General features: G+C 66.5%; 17 protein-coding genes and 1 tRNA gene. 11 read left to right on the top strand and 7 right to left on the bottom strand.

Going from position 1 to position 22,484, the window contains the following annotated elements; translation table 11 throughout:
- Nucleotides 1-222 precede the first annotated feature (222 nt).
- The gene (locus J7396_RS14040; RefSeq protein WP_122273005.1) at nt 223-1,881 is read left to right on the top strand and encodes a methyl-accepting chemotaxis protein; all 1,659 of its coding nucleotides are present in this window, start codon (nt 223-225) and stop codon (nt 1,879-1,881) included.
- Between the two features lie 11 nt (nt 1,882-1,892).
- Nucleotides 1,893-2,402: a chemotaxis protein CheW gene (locus tag J7396_RS14035; RefSeq protein WP_209261612.1), complete on the top strand. Its 510-nt coding sequence runs from the start codon at nt 1,893-1,895 to the stop codon at nt 2,400-2,402.
- Nucleotides 2,403-2,444: 42 nt separating this feature from the next.
- Here the strand turns inward: J7396_RS14035 and J7396_RS14030 are convergent, their stop codons facing one another.
- The 4 genes from J7396_RS14030 to J7396_RS14015 all read right to left on the bottom strand — a co-directional run bounded on the left by J7396_RS14030 (nt 2,445) and on the right by J7396_RS14015 (nt 4,729).
- Nucleotides 2,445-3,551 carry a sensor domain-containing diguanylate cyclase gene (locus J7396_RS14030; RefSeq protein ID WP_031423069.1) on the bottom strand — a complete coding sequence of 369 codons (1,107 nt, stop codon included), beginning with the start codon at nt 3,549-3,551 and terminating at the stop codon, nt 2,445-2,447.
- 282 nt (nt 3,552-3,833) lie between these two features.
- A complete protein-coding gene (locus J7396_RS14025) occupies nt 3,834-4,010 on the bottom strand; it encodes a hypothetical protein (protein ID WP_008576117.1) in 177 nt (58 codons plus the stop codon).
- Between the two features lie 149 nt (nt 4,011-4,159).
- Nucleotides 4,160-4,235 (bottom strand) — tRNA-Ala (locus J7396_RS14020).
- A gap of 92 nt (nt 4,236-4,327) precedes the next feature.
- Nucleotides 4,328-4,729 (bottom strand): H-NS family nucleoid-associated regulatory protein, encoded by a 402-nt coding sequence (locus J7396_RS14015; protein WP_003485983.1) that lies wholly within the window; start codon nt 4,727-4,729, stop codon nt 4,328-4,330.
- Nucleotides 4,730-4,948: 219 nt separating this feature from the next.
- On the opposite strand from J7396_RS14015, the gene J7396_RS14010 reads away from it, so the two are divergent.
- Both J7396_RS14010 and ligD read left to right on the top strand, forming a co-directional pair.
- Nucleotides 4,949-5,125: a DUF3606 domain-containing protein gene (locus J7396_RS14010; protein WP_011347760.1), complete on the top strand. Its 177-nt coding sequence runs from the start codon at nt 4,949-4,951 to the stop codon at nt 5,123-5,125.
- A 14-nt stretch (nt 5,126-5,139) separates the two neighbouring features.
- Complete coding sequence (gene ligD, locus J7396_RS14005) at nt 5,140-7,758, top strand: DNA ligase D (RefSeq protein ID WP_209261611.1); 2,619 nt, start codon at nt 5,140-5,142, stop codon at nt 7,756-7,758.
- A gap of 201 nt (nt 7,759-7,959) precedes the next feature.
- On the opposite strand, the gene rnd is transcribed toward ligD, so the two are convergent.
- Nucleotides 7,960-9,051, bottom strand: a complete 1,092-nt coding sequence (rnd, locus tag J7396_RS14000; RefSeq protein WP_008576122.1) for a ribonuclease D — start codon at nt 9,049-9,051, stop codon at nt 7,960-7,962.
- Nucleotides 9,052-9,409: 358 nt separating this feature from the next.
- Between rnd and J7396_RS13995 the strand changes: the two genes are divergently transcribed.
- Together J7396_RS13995 and J7396_RS13990 are read left to right on the top strand one after the other, a co-directional pair.
- Nucleotides 9,410-11,155: a formylglycine-generating enzyme family protein gene (locus tag J7396_RS13995; protein WP_338339485.1), complete on the top strand. Its 1,746-nt coding sequence runs from the start codon at nt 9,410-9,412 to the stop codon at nt 11,153-11,155.
- 497 nt (nt 11,156-11,652) lie between these two features.
- Nucleotides 11,653-12,915, top strand: a complete 1,263-nt coding sequence (locus tag J7396_RS13990) for a virulence factor (protein WP_014090381.1) — start codon at nt 11,653-11,655, stop codon at nt 12,913-12,915.
- Nucleotides 12,916-13,207: 292 nt separating this feature from the next.
- Here the strand turns inward: J7396_RS13990 and xseA are convergent, their stop codons facing one another.
- Together xseA and queG are read right to left on the bottom strand one after the other, a co-directional pair.
- On the bottom strand, nt 13,208-14,545 hold the full coding sequence (gene xseA, locus J7396_RS13985) for an exodeoxyribonuclease VII large subunit (protein ID WP_029819616.1): 1,338 nt from the start codon (nt 14,543-14,545) through the stop codon (nt 13,208-13,210).
- 123 nt (nt 14,546-14,668) lie between these two features.
- Complete coding sequence (gene queG / locus J7396_RS13980; protein ID WP_209261610.1) at nt 14,669-15,736, bottom strand: tRNA epoxyqueuosine(34) reductase QueG; 1,068 nt, start codon at nt 15,734-15,736, stop codon at nt 14,669-14,671.
- A gap of 24 nt (nt 15,737-15,760) precedes the next feature.
- Between queG and J7396_RS13975 the strand changes: the two genes are divergently transcribed.
- From J7396_RS13975 to J7396_RS13955, 5 genes are all read left to right on the top strand, one after another.
- Nucleotides 15,761-17,248 (top strand): NAD(P)H-hydrate dehydratase, encoded by a 1,488-nt coding sequence (locus J7396_RS13975; RefSeq protein ID WP_209261609.1) that lies wholly within the window; start codon nt 15,761-15,763, stop codon nt 17,246-17,248.
- Nucleotides 17,245-17,745 carry a tRNA (adenosine(37)-N6)-threonylcarbamoyltransferase complex ATPase subunit type 1 TsaE gene (gene tsaE, locus J7396_RS13970; protein WP_008576131.1) on the top strand — a complete coding sequence of 167 codons (501 nt, stop codon included), beginning with the start codon at nt 17,245-17,247 and terminating at the stop codon, nt 17,743-17,745. The genes J7396_RS13975 and tsaE overlap by 4 nt, the downstream gene beginning before the upstream one ends.
- 70 nt (nt 17,746-17,815) lie before the next feature.
- Nucleotides 17,816-19,516 carry an N-acetylmuramoyl-L-alanine amidase gene (locus J7396_RS13965; protein WP_209261608.1) on the top strand — a complete coding sequence of 567 codons (1,701 nt, stop codon included), beginning with the start codon at nt 17,816-17,818 and terminating at the stop codon, nt 19,514-19,516.
- Between the two features lie 138 nt (nt 19,517-19,654).
- Complete coding sequence (mutL, locus tag J7396_RS13960; protein WP_209261607.1) at nt 19,655-21,532, top strand: DNA mismatch repair endonuclease MutL; 1,878 nt, start codon at nt 19,655-19,657, stop codon at nt 21,530-21,532.
- Nucleotides 21,532-22,467: a DUF1684 domain-containing protein gene (locus J7396_RS13955; RefSeq protein ID WP_209261606.1), complete on the top strand. Its 936-nt coding sequence runs from the start codon at nt 21,532-21,534 to the stop codon at nt 22,465-22,467. The genes mutL and J7396_RS13955 overlap by 1 nt, the downstream gene beginning before the upstream one ends.
- Nucleotides 22,468-22,484: the final 17 nt, after the last annotated feature.

Here is a 22,484-nt window from a genome sequence, read left to right as displayed (position 1 = left end):
TCCGAATATGGGCGGTGATGAGCGCGTGATCTGTCACAAAAGCGCAGATTCGATTTGATGAATAGGCACTCCGGCCCTGGATGCATCTCAAGCGCGTTTTGTCGTCGCCGATAGCCATTAGCGATGGGTTAGACCAGCCGTATCGCCATGCGCTGTACGCGCAGCGCCATCGCCTTCCTGTAGCGCATGTCGCCCACGCATCCTTCTTGAGAGAACTCCCCAATGTTAGGCAACTTCAGAATCGGAACCAGACTGATCGTGGCATTCCTGATCGTCTCGGCCATCGGCGCATGCATCGGGTGGGTGGGCTATTCCAACTCAGGCCGCATCAGCGCGCTGTCGACGTCGTTGTACGAGCGCGAGTTGCTCGGCATGTCCCATGTCAAGGAAGCCAACATCAACCTCATCTATGCCGGCCGCGCGCGCGCCAACCTGTTGTTGGCCAGCAGTGCAGAAGAGCGCCAGTCGCATGTGCAGAACATCGACAAATACACCGCCAAGGTGGTCGATCACATGGCCCGTGCGCGGGAGAGCTTCCAGAGCGAGGAAGGCAAGAACAAGCTGGCGCAATTCGATCGCGCCTGGCAGAAGTATCTGGACGAGCGCGGCCGCTTCATCGAAGTCGCCAACCGCGAAGCGTTGCGCGAGGCCAATCCGGAACTGGCCGCGCTCTCGCGCGCGGTACGCGCCAGCTCGGACGAAGTGGATAACCTGATGACCGACCTGAGCGGCCTGCGCGAGCGCAGCGCCGCGGCGGCCAACGCCGAAGCCGATGCGATCCACACACGCAGTTCCAGGCTGTTGGTGGCCATCATCTGCAGCGGCGTGTTGCTCGGTGCCATTCTCGGCGTGGTGATCAGCCGCAGCGTCACCGGGCCGATCCGCCGCGCGGTGGCGGTGGCCAACGGCTTGTCGGAAGGCGATCTCACCATGCGCATCGATGTGCATGGCCGCGACGAAACTGCGCAACTGCTCGAAGCGATGCGCACCATGGTGCAAAAGTTGTCGCAGGTGGTCGGCGAGGTCAATACCAGTGCCGAAACCCTTGCCAGCGCGTCGGAAGAAGTCAGCGCCACTGCGCAGTCGCTGTCGCAGGCGGCCAGCGAACAGGCCGCCGGTGTGGAAGAAACCAGTGCGTCGCTGGAGCAGATGACCGCATCGATCAGCCAGAACACCGAGAACGCGCGCGTCACCGACGGCATGGCCACACAGGCCGCGAAAGAAACCGTGGAAGGCGGCGAAGCGGTGGTGGCCACCACCCAGGCGATGAAGCAGATCGCGCAGAAGATCGGCATCATTGACGACATCGCGTACCAGACCAACCTGCTTGCGCTCAATGCCGCGATCGAAGCCGCGCGCGCCGGCGAACATGGCAAGGGGTTTGCCGTGGTCGCCGCCGAGGTGCGCAAGCTGGCCGAACGCAGCCAGGTGGCCGCGCAGGAAATCGGCGAGGTGGCCAGTTCCAGCGTGGAATTGGCCGACCGCGCCGGTCGTTTGCTGGATTCGATCGTGCCCAGCATCAAGCGCACCTCCGACCTGGTGCAGGAAATTTCCGCCGCCTCCGAGGAGCAATCTTCCGGCGTCAGCCAGATCAATTCGGCGGTCGTGCAGTTGAGCCAGACCACCCAGCAGAACGCCAGCGCATCCGAAGAGCTGGCCGCCACTGCCGAGGAAATGAGCGCGCAGGCCGAACAGCTGCAGCAGAGCATGGCGTTCTTCCGGCTGGGCGGGCAGGGCGCGCCGACTCCGCCGCCCAAGCGCGGCAAGCAGGTCGCTGCGCGTCCGGCGCGTGCGGCGGGTACGCGTGGCTGGCGCAGCAACGCAGCGCCGGCGTATGCGATGTCCGAGGGCCCGGACGAAGGCCAGTTCGCGCGTTTCTGAGAGAGCGACCAATGACCGCACCGACGCTTGATGTGATGCCCGGCGATGCCGATGTCGCCGCGCAATATCTGACCTTTCAACTGGATGGCGAAACCTTCGCCACCAGCATTCTGGGCATTCGCGAGATCATTCAATACCGCGCTCCCACACCGGTGCCGTCGATGCCGGATTGCGTGCGCGGGGTGATCAATCTACGCGGCGCGGTGGTGCCGGTGGTGGACCTGCAATCGCGGCTGGGGCGCGCAGACAGCACGATCGGCAAACGCAGCTGCATCGTGATTGTGGCCACCGAACAGGCGCAGGGCACGCAGGTGATTGGCGTGCTGGTCGATGCGGTCAATGCAGTGATCGAACTGGCCGATCAGGACATCGAAGCGGCGCCGTCGTTCGGCACGCATATCCGCCGCGATCTGCTGCGCGGCATGGGCAAGGTCGGCGAGCGCTTCGTGGTACTGCTGGAGATGGAGCAGGTGCTGCAGGTGGACGAGATCGCCGGAAACACCGACGCACTGGAGGCCTGAGCGACAGCCGTGCAGCAGGGCGATCGGCGCAGTCTGCGTCGATCAGGCCCGCAGCTGCCAACCGTCGAAGCCGTGCACGCGGTTGCGGCCATCGCCACGCGCCTGCTGCAACGCGTGTCGCGCACGGGCAAGCAGGGTATTGCTGTCGAGCGCGGTTGGCGTGGCAACGTCCACCACACCTGCGCTGAGCGTCAACGGGCCGGTGGGCCAGTGCGCGTCTTCCACTGCCTTGCGCAAGTCTTCGGCAGTGGCAAGGGCTGCAGATGCAGCGGTCTCCGGCAGCGCCACGCAGAATTGATCGCAGGCCAGACGCGCCACGAGTGCGTCAGCCGGAAGCTGCGCTTCCAGCAATGCAGCCACCTGAAGCAAGGTGGCATCGGCCGCTGCCGCGCCGGCCTGCAATTTTTGCCGCTTGAAGCCGTCCAGTTCGAGCAGCATGAAACCCAGGGGCGCATCGGCGGCAGAGCTGGGCGCGTCGGCAAGCGCGTGCAAAGCGTGCTCCAGCCCGGCGCGATTCCATCGCCCGGTGAGCGCATCGCGCAGTGCATCCAGCTCCACCAGCCGCGCGGCCTGTTGCAGTTCGATGGTGCTGACGACTTGCCTGGCCAAGGCTTGCAGCGCGTCGCGCTCGGTTACCGACAGGCGCCGCGGAACGCGATCCAGCACGCACAGGGTTCCCAGTGCGATGCCGTCCGGGGTCAATAACGGCGCGCCTGCATAGAAGCGGATCTGCGGCTCGCCTGTCACCAGCGCGTTGCGCGCAAACCGCTTGTCCAGGTGGGTATCGCCGACTTCCATCACCTGATCGGGTTCGAGGATGGCATGCGCGCAAAACGACAATTCACGCGGCGTCTCGCTCTGCTGCATGCCGAGCCTGGATTTGAACCATTGCCGATGGGTATCGACCAGCGAGATCAGCGCCATCGGCATCCGGCAGAGCGCGGCTGCGATCGAGGTGAACGCGTCGTAGCTCGGCTCCGGTGCGGTGTCCAGCAGGCGGTAGGCATGCAGTGCCTCCACGCGCTCATCTTCGTTGGCCGGCAGGCGCGCCCCGGGAATGGCGTTGACGCCGCCTGGCAGTAACGTTGCCTGGATCAGGTTCAACGCGGGTGCATCGGGTATCTGCATGCAAAGCACCACCGGGAACAAGGCGCCATCAAGGCGATGAGGGGTTGACGCGACAACGCACTGGCCGATGCGACTGCAACCTTGGCAAGGCACTGCTTCCCAGGGCAGCGGCATATCGGCGAGCGCCTGTCCGGATCTTGCCACAGGAACGCGTGGCTGGCCGGTGCCAGGTTTTCAGTCCCACAGATGCAGCGGTCTCAGCTGCACGACAGGGTGCAACGCGCCTCCGGCGATGCAGCACGGAAGTTCACCGCATCGGCGTGCCGCGGCGCTGCCCGATGCCCGGCAGCATGCTTGGCCAACTCACTCTCCCTGGCCAGCCTTGCCAGTGGGGCGACGGCTTTGCTCGTCGTGGACCTTCAGATCTTCCTGGCCCGGGCGTTGCTTGGCGGCATCGTCGTGCTTGCGGTCTTGCTGGCTCTCGGTCACGCCGTGCGCATCGTCGGCGACGTCATCGGGCTGCTGGTCTTTCTTGCTCATGGTGTGGTCCGCTGTGGAGTGAAGCCGGACGTTAGCGCGCGCGATGTGATCCCCACGCCACGGCGACCGGCCGGCCCTGCACCGCAACACCCTCAAAACGCGCAAGCCCCGGAAACATGACGTCTCCAGGGCTTGTGCGTTTGACTCGATGGTGGAGCGGAAGGGGATCGAACCCTCGACCTTCGCGATGCGAACGCGACGCTCTCCCAGCTGAGCTACCGCCCCACGTGCTTCGATTCTACCCACAAGCCGCGCGGTTCGCCAAGCGAAGGGCGCGGCCGACGGTGCGAGGCGGCACTGTCGTGCGGGCTATCGCCTTACTCGCGAACCAGCGGAAACTTGAGGTCCGGGTTCTTGGCCTTCCATTCCTTGTACGACACCGACCCTTCCCAGGCAGCGAAAGCCTTCGGCGTGCGGCCACGACCGGACCAGGTTTCGCCGGTGTGCGGTAGCTCGTACTTGGGCTTCACTTCGCTGCGGCCGCTCTTGACCACTTCCTTGCGCGCGGCAGTGGTGCCCAGGTAAGCGGCAATGTCGTTGCGCTGCTTGGTGTTGAAGTGACCGGCGAACTGCTCGAGCAGCGAAACGATGGTGGCATGCGCAGAGGATGCCTCGCTCGCGCGCTCGGTTTTCTCCTGTTCTTCCAGCTTCTGCAATTCGTCCAGCAGCTTGGCTTTGGCTTGCGCGATGGAATCCAGTTTCGAAGAGGTATTGCTCACAGAGGTATGGCCTCGGAATAAGAGTGGACACGCCGCCCCAAGGGCGCGCGACATTATGGCATGTGGCCCGGGAGCGGCCGTTGTGGAACAGGGGCTTGCACATGGCGTGAACAGGCCTTTCACGACGCCTGTTCGAACGCTTTCGCATTGTCGCTACGGGCGCTGCTGGGCCGAAGGCTCACGTTAGCAGACCCGACCACGACGATACAGGAGCATGTCATGAGTGACGACAAACGCAACGTCGGTTCGCCAGACCGCGACCGCATCAACGTCAATGAAGCCTATGAGCTGCAGTACTGGACCAAGACCCTGGGCGTCAGCGCCGAGCAGTTGCGCGCGGCCGTGCAGAAGGTGGGGCCAATGGCCGCCAGCGTACGCCAGCACCTGGGCAAATAAGCGGAAGGTCCGTCATGAGCCTGAGCGAATATCGCCGCAAGCGCAGCTTTAACAAGACCCGCGAGCCGGAGCCGGGCAAGGCCCTGCCGCCGGGGCAGCGTGCGATCTTCGTGGTGCAACTGCACCACGCCAGCCGCCGCCATTACGACTTTCGCCTGCAGGTGGGCGATGCGCTCAAGAGCTGGGCGGTGCCGAAGGGGCCCAGTTACGACCCCAAGGTCAAGCGCATGGCAGTGGAGGTGGAAGACCACCCGGTCGATTACGCCAGTTTCGAGGGCGAGATTCCCAAAGGCGAATACGGCGGCGGGCATGTGGCGCAGTTCGATCATGGCGTGTGGGCCACCGCGGGCGACCCCGAAGCGCAATTAGCCAAGGGACATCTGCGCTTTGAGTTGTTCGGCAACAAGCTCAAGGGCGGTTGGCATCTGGTGCGCTCGGGCAAGCCGGCGCGGCAGCCGCAGTGGCTGTTGTTCAAGGACGACGATGCCTACGCCGGCACGTTGGAGGCCGATGACCTGCTGGCCGACGTCGCTGCCGCGCCTGCCGAGGATGTACGCCGCGCAGGCGCCGGCAAGACCCAGTGCAAGGCGCTGACGACCGTGCCGCCGCCGGCGGCGAAGAGGCGTGGTACCTGGGCGAAACAGGCGCTGGCGCTGAGCAATGCACGTCGCGCCGAGATGGAAGATGCCCCGTTTGCACCGCAGCTGGCCAAGCTGGGGCAGTCCCCGCCAGAAGGGGCGCAGTGGCTGCATGAAATCAAATGGGACGGTTATCGCATCCTGGCCACCGTGACCAACGGCAAGGTGAGGCTATGGTCGCGCAATGCATTGGAGTGGACCGACAAGACGCCGGAAATTGCCGATGCCATCCGGTCGCTGGGCCTGCGCAGCGCGCAGATCGATGGCGAACTGATCGCCGGACGCGGCACCAAGGACGACTTCAACCTGCTGCAGGCCACCTTGTCCGGCGAGCGCCAGGTGCCGCTGGCGCTGGCGGTATTCGACCTGTTGCATGTGGACGGGGTGGACATCAGCGAGGCGCCGCTGCGCGAACGCAAGCGGCTGTTGCAGCAGGTGCTGGAGGCTGCACCTCACACGCATCTGGCCTATAGCTCGCACGTCGAAGGCGATGGCACCGAGGCGTTCCGGGTGGCCGGGCAACAGCACTTCGAAGGCATCATTTCCAAACGCGCAGATCGCCCGTATCGCGATGGGCGTAGCGACGATTGGCGCAAGACCAAGCAACTGGCCAGCCAGGAGTATGCGGTGGTCGGCTACACCGCGCCCAAGGGCAGCCGCAGTGGCTTCGGCTCGCTGTTGCTGGCCGCGCCGGATCCGGTGCATGGCTGGTTGTACGTGGGCCGTGTGGGCTCCGGGTTCTCCGATGCCTTGATGCGCGAGGTCACCCCGCAACTGGAAGGTGGCGGGCGCAAACCCACCGCGCATATTCCCACCGAAGACACCGACCTGCGCGGCGCCACCTGGTTTGCGCCGCGCTTTGTGGTGGAGGTGTTCTATCGCGGCATTGGTGGGCAACAGTTGTTGCGCCAGGCATCGTTCAAGGCGCTTCGCCCGGATAAGCGCATTGCCGATCTGGCCGACAGCGATGCCGGAAATGGCCCGGCTACACCGTCCTCTGCCAGGCGTTCGGCAACAACGCGTGCTGCCAAAGACTCAGCAACGCAGGCGCCCAAACGTGCAGCGACGCGGGCAACAGCGCCTGCGCGCAAATCTGCGGTTGCCACACCTTCCTCGGCTGCGCTGCCGACGCTGTCCAGCCCGACCAAGCTGATCTACCCGGATATCCGCGCGACCAAGGGCGATGTCTGGGACTATTACCAGGCGGTGATGGATCACCTATTGCCGCAGATCGTGGGACGGCCGCTGTCCATCATCCGCTGCCCCAGCGGCGCCGAAAAACCATGTTTTTTCCAGAAGCACCATACTGCCGGCTTCGAGCGTGTGAGCTCGGTCAAGCTGACCGAAGAGACCGGAACCAACGCGTATTACCTGGTGGTCGAAGACGCGCCTGGCCTGCTGGAACTGGTGCAATTCAATGCGCTGGAATTCCACCCTTGGGGCTCGCATGCGGACCGCCCGGATGTGGCCGACCGGGTGGTCTTCGATCTCGATCCGGGCCCGGACGTGCCGTTTGCCGAGGTCAAACGTGCGGCCAACGATATTCGCAAGCTTTTGGCGCAGCTGGAGCTGGAATCGTTCTTGCGTGTGTCTGGCGGCAAGGGGCTGCACGTGGTGGTGCCCCTGAACCCCGGCTGCGATTGGGAGGTGACCAAGCGTTTCGCCAAGGGATTTGCCGATGCCCTGGCACAGGCGCAGCCGCAGCGGTTCATCGCCACTGCCACCAAGCGACTGCGCAACAAGCGCATCTTCGTGGACTACCTGCGCAACGGCCGTGGCGCCACTGCGGTTGCGTCCTATTCGTTACGCGGCCGCCCGGGGGCGCCAGTCGCCTTGCCGCTGGCGTGGTCGGACCTGTCCAAGCTGCAGCGCGCCGATGCATTCACTTTGCGCGATGTCCCGGAGAAGCTGCGCCGTCGGCGCAAGGATCCCTGGGCAGACATGGACGGCATCCGGCAAAACCTGGCGCGCTGGGCAGAGCAGGACGAGGAGTGACGTGCTACGGCGCAGAGAATGCCGGCATCGCCGCGCGGGTGCGACCGGTAATGAAATCGCCGTGCGACGCAGGCGCTTCGCAAGGTCCTCACGCCTTCCAATACTGCTTGCGAGGCGGTCTTCGCCGGCTCGGCGCCGCCTGTCCGCATCTGACGAAGAGCCCGCATCGCTGCGGGCTTCTGTGCCATCACCGCCGCAATCCTACGCCGCAGTGTCGTCCAGCAGCGGCATCAGCTGTGATTCCAGCAGGGCACGACGCCATTGGCCCAGCGCCGCAGGCCAGCTGCGTTGTTCCATCAGGGTTTCCAGGTGGCGGCGCGAGGCCAGCAGGCCGTCCGGCAGGCCGAGTTCGCGGCTACGCTGCGCCACCGCGTCCTGCAGCCGTTTGAGTACGGCCTTGTTGCCGTCGGTGGCGGCCTGCGCCAGCGGCGCGTGCTCTTCGTCCGGCAGCGGGGTGTTGAGCGCATCCCACACCGCGTTGGCAAGCTTGCGCGGCGCCTTGGGGAATTTATCGAACTGGCGCAGCAAGGCTTCCAGATCGGCGGGCGGAAACCGCGCCAGCTGGCTGGCCAGCTCGTTGTCCAGGATCCAGCTGCGCGGTCGATCGCTCTGCCGCGCCTGCAGGTCGCGCCAACGCAGCAGGCGCAGCAGGCGTCGTTGCGCCGCCGGTTCCAGGAACTGTGCGGCACGCAGGCTCACATGCGGCCAGCGCTCGCCATCGTCGTGCTCCACCGTGGCGAGCAGGCGCTCGGCATCTTCGGCCAGCCACTCCAGACGGCCCTGCTCGGCGAGGCGGCGGGTGAGCGCGTCGTGGATCGCAAATAGATAGCGAACGTCGTCGGCGGCATATTCCAGTTGCGCCGGCGACAGCGGGCGACGCATCCAGTCCGAGCGTGTCTCGCCCTTGGTCAGCAAGGTGCCGGTGACTTCCTGCACCAGTTTCTGGTAGCCCATGCCGCCGCCGACACCGGCCAGGGCCGCGGCGATCTGGGTGTCGAACAACGGCCGCGGCAAGGCGCCACACGCGCATTTGAATGTGACCAGGTCTTCGCTGGCGCTATGCATCACCTTGACGATGTCGGTGGCGGTCAACCACTCCTTGAGCGCCGCATTCATGCCGGGGATCAGCGGGTCGATCAGCAGGATCTCATCGCCGATGGCCATCTGCACCAGGGCCAGCTGCGGCCAGTAGGTGCGTTCGCGAATGAATTCTGTATCCAGGCCGATGCGCGACGGTCGCGCTGCCTGCAGGCGGTCAGTCAGCTCGGAGGGGTGGATGATCCAATGGGGCACGTGATTTCCGTCGGCGGCAAGGGTTTGCGCAGAGCGCGCAGAATAGCCTAACGTCGCGATCGCCTGTCGTGCGGCAGAGCACTGGAAGGAGCAGGTGGTGGGTGAGTGCGGTGACCGGATGGCAGCGTGGGCAATGGTCGCGCTGAGGGCGACTGGCAAAATTCCTGCGCAGCCAGCAGGCGGGCGCGGCCGCTGTGCGGAATCGGCATCTGGCACGCCTACGCTCCTGTTCCTGCGCGCCCGCCTTGCCCGCCCGAGCGCTGCGCGCTGCGTTTTGTTGGCCGCTCTTAGCCTGTGCGCCTGTTCGCGCACGCCCACGCCCGCGCCTGCGGTCGCGCCGCAACCGGCACCTGCCGCCGTGCCGAGCAAGCCGAACGTTTCCATCGGTGGCGAAGAATCCGCCGAAACCGTGGCGAAATGGCAACCGCCGGTGGTGGAGTTGGGCGACGAGCCCCTGGCGCAGGTGCGCAAGCGTGCCGACCAGGCATTGCGGGAAGACCGCCTCTATCGCGACGCCGGCGATGCGATCCCGTTGTATCTGGCGATCCAGCAGCGCGCCGGTGGCAAGGATGCAGCCAGCCGGCGTGGCCTGGAGCAGGCGCGTGACCGGTTGCTCGAACGCGGCGCGGCGCTGATCGCACAAACCGAGCGCCAGGACGACGCGTTGGAGCAGGCGCGTGAGGTGGCCTTCGTCGCGCTTGCCCTTGCGCCACAGGACCCGAAGGTGCGCGCACTGCAGCGCGAGGTGGAAACCGCGCAGCGCGTGCTGGCGTTCAACCGCGCCGGTGAAGAAGACCTGCGCGGCGGGCGGCTGGGCGAAGACGGCAATGGCGCGCTGGTGAATTTTCGCGATGCCGCGCAATTGGATCCCGACAACCCGCGCACCCGGCAGGGCCTGGCCGCCGTGGAAAGCGGCCTGCTGGAGCGCGCCGAACAGGCGGCGCAGGCGAGCGACTTCATCGGTGCACGTTACTGGCTGCAGATGGCGGGGCAGGTACGCGATCGCGCGCCCACCATCGCCGATGCGCGCGCGCGGGTGGAACGCGTGCGCCGGGCGCAGATCGCGGCGTTGCACGACGCCGGTCTGCACGATCTGACCTCGCCGCGCGGGCTCAAGGCGGCCGGCGAGAAGCTTGCCGAAGTGTTGCGCATCGCCGACCCCGGAGACCCAGTGGCCGGCGATCTGCGCCGCCGGCTGGAACTGGCCACGCATTACGGCAGCTTCCGTCCCGGGCAGGTGTTCACCGACGGGCTCAAGGTCGGCGGGCGCGGGCCGCAGATGATCGTGGTGCCGCATGGCGCATTCCAGATGGGAGCCGGCGATGCGGAGCCGGGCGCTTCCGACAACGAGCGCCCCGCCCATTACGTGCGCTTCGCGCGCGGCTTTGCGTTGTCGATCACCGAGGTCACGGTTGCCGAGTTCCGCCAGTTCGTCGATGCCACCGGTGCGCGCCCGCGTGCCACCCGGCGTGGGCATTCGGTGGTTTACGACGAGCGCAGCGGCAACTTCATCCGCCGCAGCGGCGTGGATTGGCAGTCCGACTACAACGGCGCCCAGGCCGCGCCCAACAGCCCGGTGATGCACGTCAGCATTCGCGACGCCGAAGCGTATGCGAGCTGGCTGTCGGAACAGACCGGCCGCCATTACCACGTGCCCAGTGAGGCCGAGTTCGAGTATGCGGTCCGTGCCGGCACCACCGGACGTTACCCGTGGGGCAACGCGGGCTCGCCGCCGGCCGACGCCGGTAATTTCACCGGCGGCAACGACGTTTCGCGCAGCGGCCGGCACTGGAACAACGGCTTCGTCGGCTACGGCGATGGCTTCTGGGGTCCGGCGCCGGTCGGCAGTTTTCGCGCCAACGCCTGGGGTCTGCACGACATGGGCGGCAACCTGAGCGAATGGGTGGCCGACTGCTGGCACGCCAGCTACCGGCGTGCACCGGCCGATGGCGCTGCCTGGTACAACCCGGGCTGCCGGCAACGCATGATCCGTGGCGGCAGCTGGGCCAATTCGCCGCAGCAGACGCGCGCGGCCTGGCGGCAGTCGCAGGACTCGGACACCACCAGTGCCCGTATCGGCTTTCGCGTGGCACGCGGAATCTAGCGACGACCTACGGAGGATGGGCGCGTCGATCGTGCCGTTCGCGACTGCAGGCTTCGGCTTGCCGTCGCTGTCGCCGCGAGCGCTTTCGGCTCGGCCCTGCAATCTGGGGACGCCTCGGCGGGGGCGTGTTCGCTCCGACAGAGTCGGCTCGGGGCGCGGCTAGGCGAGACAGGCATCTGTCGTGCACGACGACGGAACACTGCCGAAAGAGCGCTGCAGTCGCGCGAGCGCCTCTGGGGATCGAGGACCCGCGGACGGCGGCCGCTTCCATCCAGCAACGTTCCCAGCACGAAGAACGCAAGCGAAATTTCCGAGGCGGCAATCCCCGGCCGTTAGCGGTGCAGTGGGCGCTTGCAGGCGATGCGCCGCGCTGACCAAGCGTCGTGCGCAAGGTGGGGTTCAGTTGGCTTAACAGCGATGAACACCGCGTGCATGCGCAGTGAAACCGGTCGTGTCTGCTGTGGTCAAATCGCAACCGCTATCAAGGGACTGCCGTCATGGGCATGGGGATCAAAATGTTTCGTTGGGTGATTGCGATCTTGCTGATCGGCGGCAGCGGCTATGCCGTGGCGCGGCATCTGCAGGACAGTAATACGGCTGGGCATTACGGCTCGGTCGAAGTTCTCCGCCCGGAAGGGACGCCCAAGGCGATGGTGATCCTGCTGCCCGACAGCGCTCATCCGCAAGACAGCCAGAAGCTGGCCGACCTGCTGAGCGACGATGGCGCGCTGGTGGCAGTGGTCGACACCGCAAACTATCGTGAACACGTGCGCTCGCACCAAGCCGCCTGCAGCTCGCTGGCCGACGATGCCGAGCGACTGGGCAAGAAATTGTTGCGCGCCGAACACGTCGATGCGTTCCTGCCGCCGGTGCTGGTGGGGCAGGGCGATGGCGCGGTGCTGGCGCGTCAGGCGGTGGCCTCGGCCGCGCCCGACGTGCTGGGCGGCGCGGTGGTTGCCGACGCCGGCACCAAGGATCCAGGCCTGGCGTGCTCGCGCGATCTGCCCAATGCCAGTCAGGGCTTCCTGGACGATCTGGCCGATGCATCCAGCCCGATGCAGATCGCAGCGGCCACACGCGGGCACTTCCTGGCTGCGCAGTCGCAGGGCCTGGGCGACCTGCCGCTAGTGGAACTCCACGCACCTGGCAGCGACCGTCTGGTGGTGATGTTGTCCGGCGATGGCGGCTGGCGCGAGCTGGATAAAGGCATTGCCGCGCAGTTGCAGCAGCAGGGCGTGTCGGTGGTGGGCTGGAATAGCCTGCGCTACTTCTGGGGCAGCCGCACGCCGCAGCAGGTCGGGGCGGATCTGGATCGGGTGATCGCCAGCTATCGCCAGCGCTGGCATATCCAGCACGTCGCCCTTGTTGGGTACTCGTTCGGTGCCGATGTGTTGCCGTTCGCCTATCCGGAACTGTCGCCCCAGCAACGCGCTTCGGTGCAGTTCGTCAGCCTGCTCGGCCTGGGCCACGAGGCCGACTTCAAGGTGCGCGTCGGTGGCTGGCTGGGCTGGCATAACGACGCCGAGCGCGATGTGGAGCCGGCCATCCAGGCGCTGGACGCGCACCGCCTGCAATGCATCTACGGCAACGAAGAAAAGGACACGCTGTGCCCAGAGCTGCGCGCACGTGGCGTGCAGGTGCTGGCGCGTCCGGGTGGGCATCACTTCGACCACGATCCGGTGGTGCTGGCCAATCTGCTGATGGAGGGCTGGCAGCATGCAGCGCAGACGCCGATCGCGGAAACGGCAAGCCGCTCCTGAAGCCGCTTGCAATCGACGAAGCGTTGCATAACGTTTTCTGGAGCGGTTGATCGACAAGCGGTGATCGCCAATGAGCACCTTCCTGCGAAGGTGCTCAACGTTGAAGTGCTGCTGGCGGCCCTGCTCCAGCGAAATCGCGGACTCGCCCGACCCTGTGGCGTGTTTCGAAGGCGCTCTCTGGCACCGCGCCTATCCTTGTGGCACTCCGTGCAATGGGCACCTTCGAAGAGTTCATGTCAGCGCTTAGCGCCGACATTGCTGCAGGAGCGACGGCGCTGCGCATGGCTTGCGGTCAGCTTTCGCCAGACTCCACACGCACCTGGATGCTGCCATCGGCCAGCTGCGCGCGCAGGCGTTCGCCCGTGACCACCTCGGCGGCGCTGCGCACCACGCTGCCGTCGGCAGGGCGGGTCACGATGGCGTAGCCGCGCGCGACTGTGGCCAGCGGGCTGACCGCTTCCAGCGAGCGTGCAATGCTGCGCAGTTGCAGCTGATCATGCTGCAGGCGGCGTTGCATCGCCGCCTGCGGGTGCAGTGCCCGCAGGCGTTGCTGCAAGCCGGCCAGCTGGCGTTGCGGGTTGTGTGCTTGCAGCTGCGCTTGCCCACGCTGTACACGCGCCTGCAAGCGTTCGAGCACCTGCGTCATGCGCGCACGCAGCTGGCGACCGGCGTCTTGCTGGCGGCGATGGAGCAGTTGCAGGCGCGCCTGCGGGCTCTGCGCACGCAGCCGCAGTGCCAGTCTGTCTGCGCGTTGCATGGCATTGCCCAAGGCGTGTTGCTGCAGTTGGGTCATGCGTGCCTGCGCACGCCGCACGCGCGCGACCAGCTCGCGTTGATCGGGCACCAGCAATTCGGCCGCGACCGAGGGCGTGGGCGCACGCACGTCGGCCACGAAATCGCTGAGGCTGAAGTCGGTCTCGTGGCCGACTGCAGACACCACCGGCGTCTGCGCGGCGGCGATCGCGCGCGCCAGGCGTTCGTCGTTGAAGGCCCACAGATCTTCCAGCGAGCCGCCACCGCGGGTGATCAGGATGACGTCGTAGCGCCCGGAAGCATCGGCGCGTTGCAGCAGTGAGGTGATCTGTGCGGCAGCGCTGTCGCCTTGCACCAGCGAGGGCAGTAGATCCACTTCGAGCAGCGGAAAACGCCGCGCCAGCACGCTGAGCACATCCCGCACCGCCGCGCCGCTGGGCGAGGTGATCACCGCCAGCCGCTGCACATGCGCAGGCAGTGCCTGCTTGCGTTCGGCATCGAACAGGCCTTCGGCGGCAAGACGCGCGCGCAGTTCGTCGAAGGCGCGACGCAGGGCGCCTTCGCCAGCTTCTTCCATATGGTCGAGCACCAGCTGATAGTCGCCGCGTGCTTCGTACAGGGTCACGCGCCCACGCGCGAGCACGCGCAGGCCTTCGCGCGGCTGAAATTTCAGCCAGGTGCTCTTGGGCTTGAACATCGCGCAGCGGATCTGCGCGCGCGCATCCTTGAGTGTGAAATACAGATGTCCCGACGCGGGACGGGTGACGCTGCTCAGCTCGGCTTCTACCCACACCAGCGGGAAGCTGCCTTCCAGCAGGTCGCGCGCCAGTGAATTGAGCTGGCTGGGAGTGAGGATCTGATCGTTGCGGTCGGCCATCGCTGCATTATCCCGTAGCGACGACGGTCATGGGTGATCTGCTGCGAATGCCGATGCCGCCTGTGGCTGCGCCGATCGCGTGCACGTGCAGGCCGCGGCTGATGTATGCGCGACGCGTGCGGGTCAGAGGTCGTGTTGCGCCAGCGCCCAGCCAACGTGTTCGCGCACCAGCGCCGAGTCGTCGTGGCGACGCGCTTGCAGTGCGGCCAGGACCTCTGGCGTGCCAGGCGCATTGCCCAGGCCCACGGCAATATTGCGCAGCCAGCGCTCGTGTCCGCTGCGGCGGATCGGGCTACCCTCGGTGCGGCGCAGGAACTCGTCCTCGTTCCAGGCGAACAACTGCGGCAGCGTGGCCACGTCCAGGTCGTTGCGGGCGCGGAAATCGGCTTCGTCGGTGCGCTTGGCGAACTTGTTCCAGGGGCAGATCAGCTGGCAGTCGTCGCAGCCGAAGATGCGGTTGCCGATCGGCTTGCGCATGTCTTCGGGAATTGCGCCGTCGTGTTCGATGGTGAGGTATGCGATGCAGCGGCGCGCATCCAGCCGGTAGGGCGCGATGATGGCTTGCGTGGGGCAGATGTCGATGCAGCGCGTGCAGGTGCCGCAATGCGCGGTGGCGGGCGTGTCGATCGGCAGTGGCAGGTCGAGGTAGATCTCGCCGAGAAAGAACCACGAGCCGCCATGACGATCGATCAGGCAGGTGTGTTTGCCGATCCAGCCCAGGCCGGCATTGCGTGCCAATGCGCGCTCCAGCACCGGCGCCGAATCGACGAACACGCGGAACCCGAATGGGCCGATTTCGCCCTGGATGCGCTCGGCGAGCTTCTGCAGCCGGTTGCGCATCAGCTTGTGATAGTCGCGCCCCAGCGCATAGCGCGCCACATAGGCGCGGTTGCCGTCGTGCAAGGTGTTCCAGGTTTCGGTGTCGTCCTTGCGGCCGTAATCCATGCCAACCGACAACACGCGCAGGGTGCCGGGAACCAGTTCCTGCGGGCGCGAGCGTTTATCGCCGTGCTGGGCCATCCAGTGCATGGTCCCGTACAGGCCTTCTTCCAGCCAGCTGCGCAGATGCACCTCGTCCTCGCCCAGCTCAATGCCGGTGATGCCGCACCGTTGAAAGCCGGCTTCGCGCGCAAGCACGCGAATGCGCGCAGCGGTATCGGCAGGGTCGGGGTGGGCAAGGGCGGCAGACATGGCGACAAGTATAGAATTCCCTGCATGTACGCACCGCTCGATCTTTACGACACCACCGCCGCGCGCACGCTCGATGCGCAGGCCACCACGCTGCTCGGCGGCGATGGCTACACCCTGATGCAACGCGCCGGGCAGGCGGCCTGGCAGTGGTTGCTGGAGCGCTGGCCGCAGGCGCGCCGCATCGTGGTGGTCTGCGGCACCGGCAACAATGGGGGCGACGGCTATGTGCTGGCGCGCCTGGCACACCGCGCAGGGCGTCAGGTGCGCGTGGTGCACCTGACCGAACACGGCCCCGGCTCGGATCTGGCGCAGCGCGCCTGTACCGACTACCTCGCCGTCGGTGGGGCAATCGAATTGTTTCCGTATCCGCTGGCGCAGGTCGATGTGATCGTCGATGCGCTGTTCGGCATCGGCCTGAATCGCGCACCCGATGATGCAACCGCCGCCCTGATCGACGCCATCAACGCGGCGGGCGTGCCGGTGTTTGCGCTGGATGTGCCCAGCGGCATCGATGCCGACCATGGGGTGGCCTTCGGTGCGGCGGTACGCGCAGCACTGACCTTGCAGTTCATCGTGCCGCATCTGGGGCTCTATACCGGCGATGCGCTGGAACATGCCGGCGAGCGTCAGATCGCCGCGCTGGAGGTGCCGCTTTCAGCGTTCGACGGGCTCACGCCAGCCGCACACAGTTGGAATGGCGAGGCCCTTGCGGCGCAATTGCGCCCGCGTCGCCGCAACACGCACAAGGGCGAATCGGGGCGGGTGCTGTGCGTGGGCGGCAATCTCGGCAGCGGTGGCGCGATCATGCTGACCGCCGAAGCGGCGTTGCGCAGTGGCGCCGGGTTGGTGCAGGTCGCAACGCGCGCCGAGCATGTCACGCCGCTGCTGGCGCGCTGCCCCGAAGCGATGGCGCGTGCCGTGCAGGCCGATGACGACATCGCCACATTGGCCGAGGCGGCAGATGTAGTCGCGCTCGGGCCCGGGCTAGGGCAGGACGCCTGGGCGCAGGCGTTGTGGCGTGCCGCGCTGGGCGCCGCTAAGGCCGTGGTGATCGATGCCGATGGGCTGAATCTGCTGGCCTCCACCGACGTTGCAGCGCGTGGTCCGCGCATCTTGACGCCACATCCGGGCGAAGCCGGTCGTCTGCTTGGTCTTTCGACCCGACAGATTCAGCGCGATCGTCCGGCCGCTGCCGCTGCACTCGCAAAACGCTACGACGCCGTGGTGGTGCTCAAGGGCGCCGGCACCGTGGTCGCGTCGCCAGGTCACTTGCCGCGCATCATCGATGCGGGCAATCCCGGCATGGCGGTCGGCGGGATGGGCGATCTGTTGACCGGCGTCATCGCGGCATTGCTGGCGCAGGGATTCTCGCCGTTCGATTCCGCCAGCCTTGGCGCCTTGTTGCACGCCTGTGCCGGCGATGCGGCCGCGCACGCAGGCGAGCGCGGCCTGCTGCCCACCGACCTGCTTGCCGAGCTGCGCCGCCTCGCCAACGCTGGAGCCATCGCATGATCGACCTCAACGGACAGCTGCACGACGTGCAGGCCACCGAAACCCTGGGCCAGGCGCTGGCCGCCGTGCGACCGGCCAGCGCGGTGGTGCAGCTGCATGGCGACCTGGGCGCGGGCAAGTCCACGCTCGCGCGCGCGCTGTTGCGCGCACTCGGTGTCACCGGGCCGATTCGCAGCCCCACCTACACCTTGGTCGAACGCTATCCGCTGGCAACCGGCGATGAAGCCTGGCACCTGGACCTGTACCGCATTGGCCATGCGGGCGAGCTGGATTTTCTCGGGCTCGACGAGGGCAGTGCGAGCTTGTGGCTGGTCGAATGGCCGGAGCGCGGTGCTGGCGTGCTGCCGCCAGTCGATCTGGACGTTGAACTGGCCGTGGCTGGCGAAGGCCGCAGCGTTCGGTTGCTGGGCCGCAGTGCGATCGGGCATGCCTGGATGGAAAGGCTGTCCAAGCAGCCCCAGTTGCAGGCCCTTTTTGCCTCCTCACGAGAAGAATGAACGCCAGGTTATGGATTATTAAGGGAAATTGCCTTGCAATTCACACAGTTGGATGCTTGAATCCAGCGCCATGACACCGGGGATCCGCCAGCTCTGTCTTTCCACCCTGACCGCCAGCTTGAGCCTGGCGGTTTTTGCTGCATGGGGCGGCGAAATCAAGGGGGTTGGCGTCAGTACCGGGGCCACCGGGACCCGTGCAGAAATTCAACTGGCCGGCAGCGGCGGCTTCAAAACGCTCTCGCTGGCGAACCCGACGCGCCTGGTTGTCGATTTTCCCGAATCCTCGGGCATGCGCGGTCTCAAGCTGCCGTCCGCTGCCGGATTGGTGACCTCGGTACGCACCGGTCAGCCGGTGCCTGGCACATTCCGTGTGGTGTTCGAACTGGCAACGCCGGTGACGCCGCTCAAGCCGCAGATGCAGACGCTGGGTAGCGTGTCGACATTGGTGATCGAATGGCCTGGCGATCCGGCGCCGGCGGCGGCCTCCGCCGTTGCTGCGGCTGCACTGACGGCAGCCCCGGCGCCGCGTCCGCTCAATGCGCAGGCCGAAGCTGCACGCGCAACGGCCGCCCTGGCCGCATCTGCGCAACGTGCCTCCTCGGTGCCGCCGTCCCAGCCGTCGACTCCGCCGCCTGCACCGTCTGTGCCGGCATCGGCGCTGCCCACTGTCACTCAGGCCCCGGTACCGACCACTGTCGCCACCGGTGTGCCGACGCCTCGGCCTGCCACCTCCGGTGCACCAGCGCCGACCGGCGTTGCCGCCAATACGCCGAACCGTGCCGCCGGGGCCGCTGCCAACGTCACGTCCGGCGCGGTGGTGGCGGGCAGCAGCGCATCTGCAGCTGCCATCTTGAATGGCGGCAGCGCACCGATGGGCGCAACCTCCGGTAATGCCGCGGCAAATGCCCCCAATAGCGCCTCGAGCGCGGTGGCTGCTGCAGGCGACGACGACCTGCCGCCGCGCCCCGTGCTGCCAAGCGAAGCGTCGCGGGTCAAGATGGCGCCGGGCATGCGGCCGTTGATCGTGGCGATCGACCCGGGCCACGGCGGCCAGGACCCGGGCGCCATGGGTCCCACCGGCAAGCGCGAGAAGGACGTCACCCTGGCGGTCGGCCGTGAACTGGCACGCCAGGTCAACGCCACGCCAGGCATGAAGGCCTACCTGACCCGCGATACCGACGTGTTCATTCCGTTGCCGATGCGTGCGCAAAAAGCCCGCGCCGCCAAGGCCGACATCTTCATTTCCATCCACGCCGACGCCGCCGAAAACCGCAGCGCCACCGGCTCCTCGGTGTACGTACTGTCGACCAAGGGAGCCTCGTCGCAACGTGCGCGCTGGCTGGCCGACAAGGAAAACGCGGCAGATCTAGTTGGCGGCGTGCGCCTGCAGCAGACCGAAAGCACCCTGGCCAACGTGTTGCTGGACCTGGCTCAGAGCGGCCATATGAAGGCCTCCGAAGATGCCGCCGGCCATGTGCTTGGAGGATTGAAGCGCATCGGCAACAACCACAAGCCGCAACTGGAACGCGCCAACTTCGCGGTGCTGCGCACCTCCGACATGCCGGCAATGCTGGTGGAAACCGCCTTCATTTCCAATCCGGACGAGGAACGCCGCCTGATCGATCCGGCTTATCAGCGCAAGATCGCTGGCGCCGTGCTGGACGGCATCGATACCTTCTTTACCCGCCAACCGCCGCCAGGCACGTTGTTCGCAGCACGTGCGCAAGCCGAAGCCGATGCAGTCGGCACCGTGGCCGGCGGCAGCCGCTGACCCGCTCGGCTATCATTCCGCACTGATTCCTTAGATGACGGCGACTGTGCGCCGCCGGATTGCCGTGCCGAGGTCTGTCTTGCCTGTCACACCGCCGATCTACCGCGTTTCGCGCGTGCTGCAATGGAGCGTGCGCTGATGGCGATCCGCCAGCTGCCCGAGATTCTGATCAACCAGATAGCTGCCGGCGAAGTCGTCGAGCGGCCCGCATCGGTGGTCAAGGAACTGGTCGAAAACGCACTCGACGCCGGCGCCACGCGCGTGGATATCGAGCTCGAGGAGGGCGGCGTCCGGCTGATCCGCATCCGCGACAACGGGGGCGGCATCGCCCCGGACGAACTGCCGCTGGCCGTGTCGCGGCATGCCACCAGCAAGATCGCTTCGCTGGACGACCTGGAAACCGTCGCCACGCTGGGCTTTCGCGGCGAAGCCTTGCCGTCGATCGCCTCGGTCAGCCGCTTTACCCTGACCTCGCGTCGCCACGACGCCGAGCACGGCTCCGCATTGGAAATCGACGGCGGTCGCCTGGGCGAGGTGGTGCCGCGCGCGCATGCGCCGGGCACCACGGTCGAAGTGCGCGAACTGTTCTTCAACGTGCCGGCGCGGCGCAAATTTTTGCGTGCCGAACGCACCGAACTCGGCCACATCGAAGAGTGGTTGCGTTCGTTGGCACTGGCGCGGCCGGATGTGGAATTGCGCGTCTCGCACAACGGCAAGCCGTCGCGGCGGTACAAGCCGGGCGATCTGTATTCGGACGCGCGGCTGGGCGAAACCCTCGGCGACGATTTTGCGCGCCAGGCCTTGCGCGTGGACCACAGCGGCGCCGGTCTGCGCCTGCACGGCTGGGTTGCGCAACCGCATTACTCGCGTGCCAGCACCGACCAGCAGTACCTCTACGTCAACGGCCGTTCGGTCAGGGACCGCAGCGTGGCGCATGCGGTGAAGATGGCCTACGGCGATGTGCTGTTTCATGGCCGTCAGCCGGCGTATGTGCTGTTTCTGGAGCTGGACCCGGCACGCGTGGACGTCAATGTGCACCCTGCCAAACACGAGGTGCGCTTCCGCGAAGCGCGGCTGATCCACGATTTCGTCTATCGCACCCTGCAGGATGCCTTGGCGCATACCCGTGCCGGCGTCACGCCAAACAGTATCGGCAGCGATGGTGCCGGCGACCCAGGTGTGACCGCTGGCGGACTGGGCAACATTGCCAGCAGCGGTGTTCCGAACCACGGCAACGCACCTGGCAGCAGCGGTAGCGGCTACAACTACGCGAGCTGGACGCCTTCGCAAACGCCGCTGGGACTGCGTGTGGACGAGGCGCGCGCCGCCTACAGCGCGCTGTATGCGCCGCCGCCGAGCAGTGCGCAGCAATCGGCAGGCATGCCGAGCATGGCCGGCACCGGTTTGCCGGCAACTGCGCAAGACAGCGGTGTTCCGCCGCTCGGTTATGCCGTCGCGCAGTTGCACGGCATCTACATCCTGGCCGAAAACGCCGAAGGCTTGATCGTGGTCGACATGCACGCGGCGCATGAGCGCATCGGCTATGAGCGGCTCAAAAATGCGCACGACAGCATCGGCCTGCACGCGCAGCCCTTGCTGGTGCCGATGACGCTGGCAGTGGGCGAGCGCGAAGCCGACACCGCCGAGCGCGAAGCTGAAACATTGGCCACGCTCGGCTTCGAGATCACCCGGGCCGGCCCGCAGTCGCTGCACGTGCGCAGCATTCCCGCGCTGCTGGCCAATGCCGAGCCGGAGGCGCTGCTGCGCGATGTGCTGGGCGATCTGCGCGAGCATGGTCAAAGCCGCCGCATCGCCAGCGCACGCGACGAACTGCTCTCCACCATGGCGTGCCACGGTGCAGTGCGCGCCAACCGCCGCCTCACCGTGCCTGAAATGAACGCGCTGCTGCGCGATATGGAAGCCACCGAACGCTCGGGCCAGTGCAACCATGGCCGACCGACCTGGGCGCGGTTTACGCTGAGCGATATCGATCGTTGGTTTCTGAGGGGGCGTTGATGGCAGTGCACGGGGGGAAGGGCTGGCTGCTCGGCATGCTGGTCGCAGCGGCGTTAGTCGGTTGCGGGCGCGATGCGCCACCGCCGGCTGCGCCGGTCGCACTCGACAAGACATTTCTGGCCGACACCGCCGCCTGGCGCGAAGCGCGGCTGAAGGAACTGCGCGCGCCCGATGGCTGGACCAGCCTGGTTGGCCTGCATTGGCTGTCGCTGAAGGCGCATTACATCGGCAGCAGCGCCGACAGCGGTATCAGACTCGCGGTAGGCCCACCGAAGATGGGCATGGTGTCCACCGAGAACAACGCGGTCTGGTTCGTGCCCGAGCGTGGCGCCGCGCTGACCCTCGATGGCAAGCCGCTGACCAGCCGGATCCGCTTCCAGTCCGATCGCGATCCGCAGCCCACCCTGATCCATTTCGACCAAGGCAAGGGCGTGTTGAGCCTGATCCATCGCGGCGACCGGTATGCGCTACGGGTCAAGCATGCCGACGCGAGCTCGCGCACGCACTTCGCGGGTCTGGACTATTGGCCCGTGGATCCATCCTGGCGCATCAACGCGCGCTATGTGCCCAACTCCGTCGGCAAGACCATCCCGATCGTCGACATCGTCGGGATCAGCAGCGAGCAGCCGAACGCGGGCGCGATCGAGTTCGAGCGCGACGGCAAGACCTACCGATTGGAAACCATCGGCGAGCCAGGGCGGCCGATGTTTGTGGTATTCGCCGACCGCACCAGCGGTCACGGCAGCTATCCGGCTGGACGTTTTCTGGATCTGGACGTGCCCGATGCCTCGGGGCATGTCATCGTCGATTTCAACCGCGCCTACAACCCGCCATGCGCGTTCACCCCGTTCGCCACCTGCCCACTGCCGCCGCCGGAAAACCGCATCGATCTGGCGGTGTCGGCAGGCGAGAAGGCCTACAAGGTGCCGCACTGACATGCGCGCCATTCACA

This window comes from Xanthomonas sp. A1809 (genome assembly GCF_017746015.1).
In the GTDB taxonomy this organism is placed as follows: Bacteria; Pseudomonadota; Gammaproteobacteria; order Xanthomonadales; family Xanthomonadaceae; genus Xanthomonas; species Xanthomonas euvesicatoria.
The sequence above is the reverse complement of the archived record's forward strand: the minus strand, read 5'-3'. Positions and strand labels throughout refer to the sequence as shown.

Bases quoted from the DNA above. Each gene is read 5' to 3' on its own strand.
- J7396_RS14010 (WP_011347760.1), top strand. From the start codon at position 4,949: ATGAGTGACGACAAACGCAACGTCGGTTCGCCAGACCGCGACCGCATC.
- J7396_RS13955 (WP_209261606.1), top strand. From the start codon at position 21,532: ATGGCAGTGCACGGGGGGAAGGGCTGGCTGCTCGGCATGCTGGTCGCA.
- J7396_RS14035 (WP_209261612.1), top strand. From the start codon at position 1,893: ATGACCGCACCGACGCTTGATGTGATGCCCGGCGATGCCGATGTCGCC.
- J7396_RS13975 (WP_209261609.1), top strand. From the start codon at position 15,761: ATGTACGCACCGCTCGATCTTTACGACACCACCGCCGCGCGCACGCTC.
- J7396_RS13965 (WP_209261608.1), top strand. From the start codon at position 17,816: ATGACACCGGGGATCCGCCAGCTCTGTCTTTCCACCCTGACCGCCAGC.
- queG (WP_209261610.1), bottom strand. From the start codon at position 15,736: ATGTCTGCCGCCCTTGCCCACCCCGACCCTGCCGATACCGCTGCGCGC.
- tsaE (WP_008576131.1), top strand. From the start codon at position 17,245: ATGATCGACCTCAACGGACAGCTGCACGACGTGCAGGCCACCGAAACC.
- ligD (WP_209261611.1), top strand. From the start codon at position 5,140: ATGAGCCTGAGCGAATATCGCCGCAAGCGCAGCTTTAACAAGACCCGC.
- J7396_RS13990 (WP_014090381.1), top strand. From the start codon at position 11,653: ATGGGCATGGGGATCAAAATGTTTCGTTGGGTGATTGCGATCTTGCTG.
- J7396_RS14040 (WP_122273005.1), top strand. From the start codon at position 223: ATGTTAGGCAACTTCAGAATCGGAACCAGACTGATCGTGGCATTCCTG.
- xseA (WP_029819616.1), bottom strand. From the start codon at position 14,545: ATGGCCGACCGCAACGATCAGATCCTCACTCCCAGCCAGCTCAATTCA.
- mutL (WP_209261607.1), top strand. From the start codon at position 19,655: ATGGCGATCCGCCAGCTGCCCGAGATTCTGATCAACCAGATAGCTGCC.
- J7396_RS14025 (WP_008576117.1), bottom strand. From the start codon at position 4,010: ATGAGCAAGAAAGACCAGCAGCCCGATGACGTCGCCGACGATGCGCAC.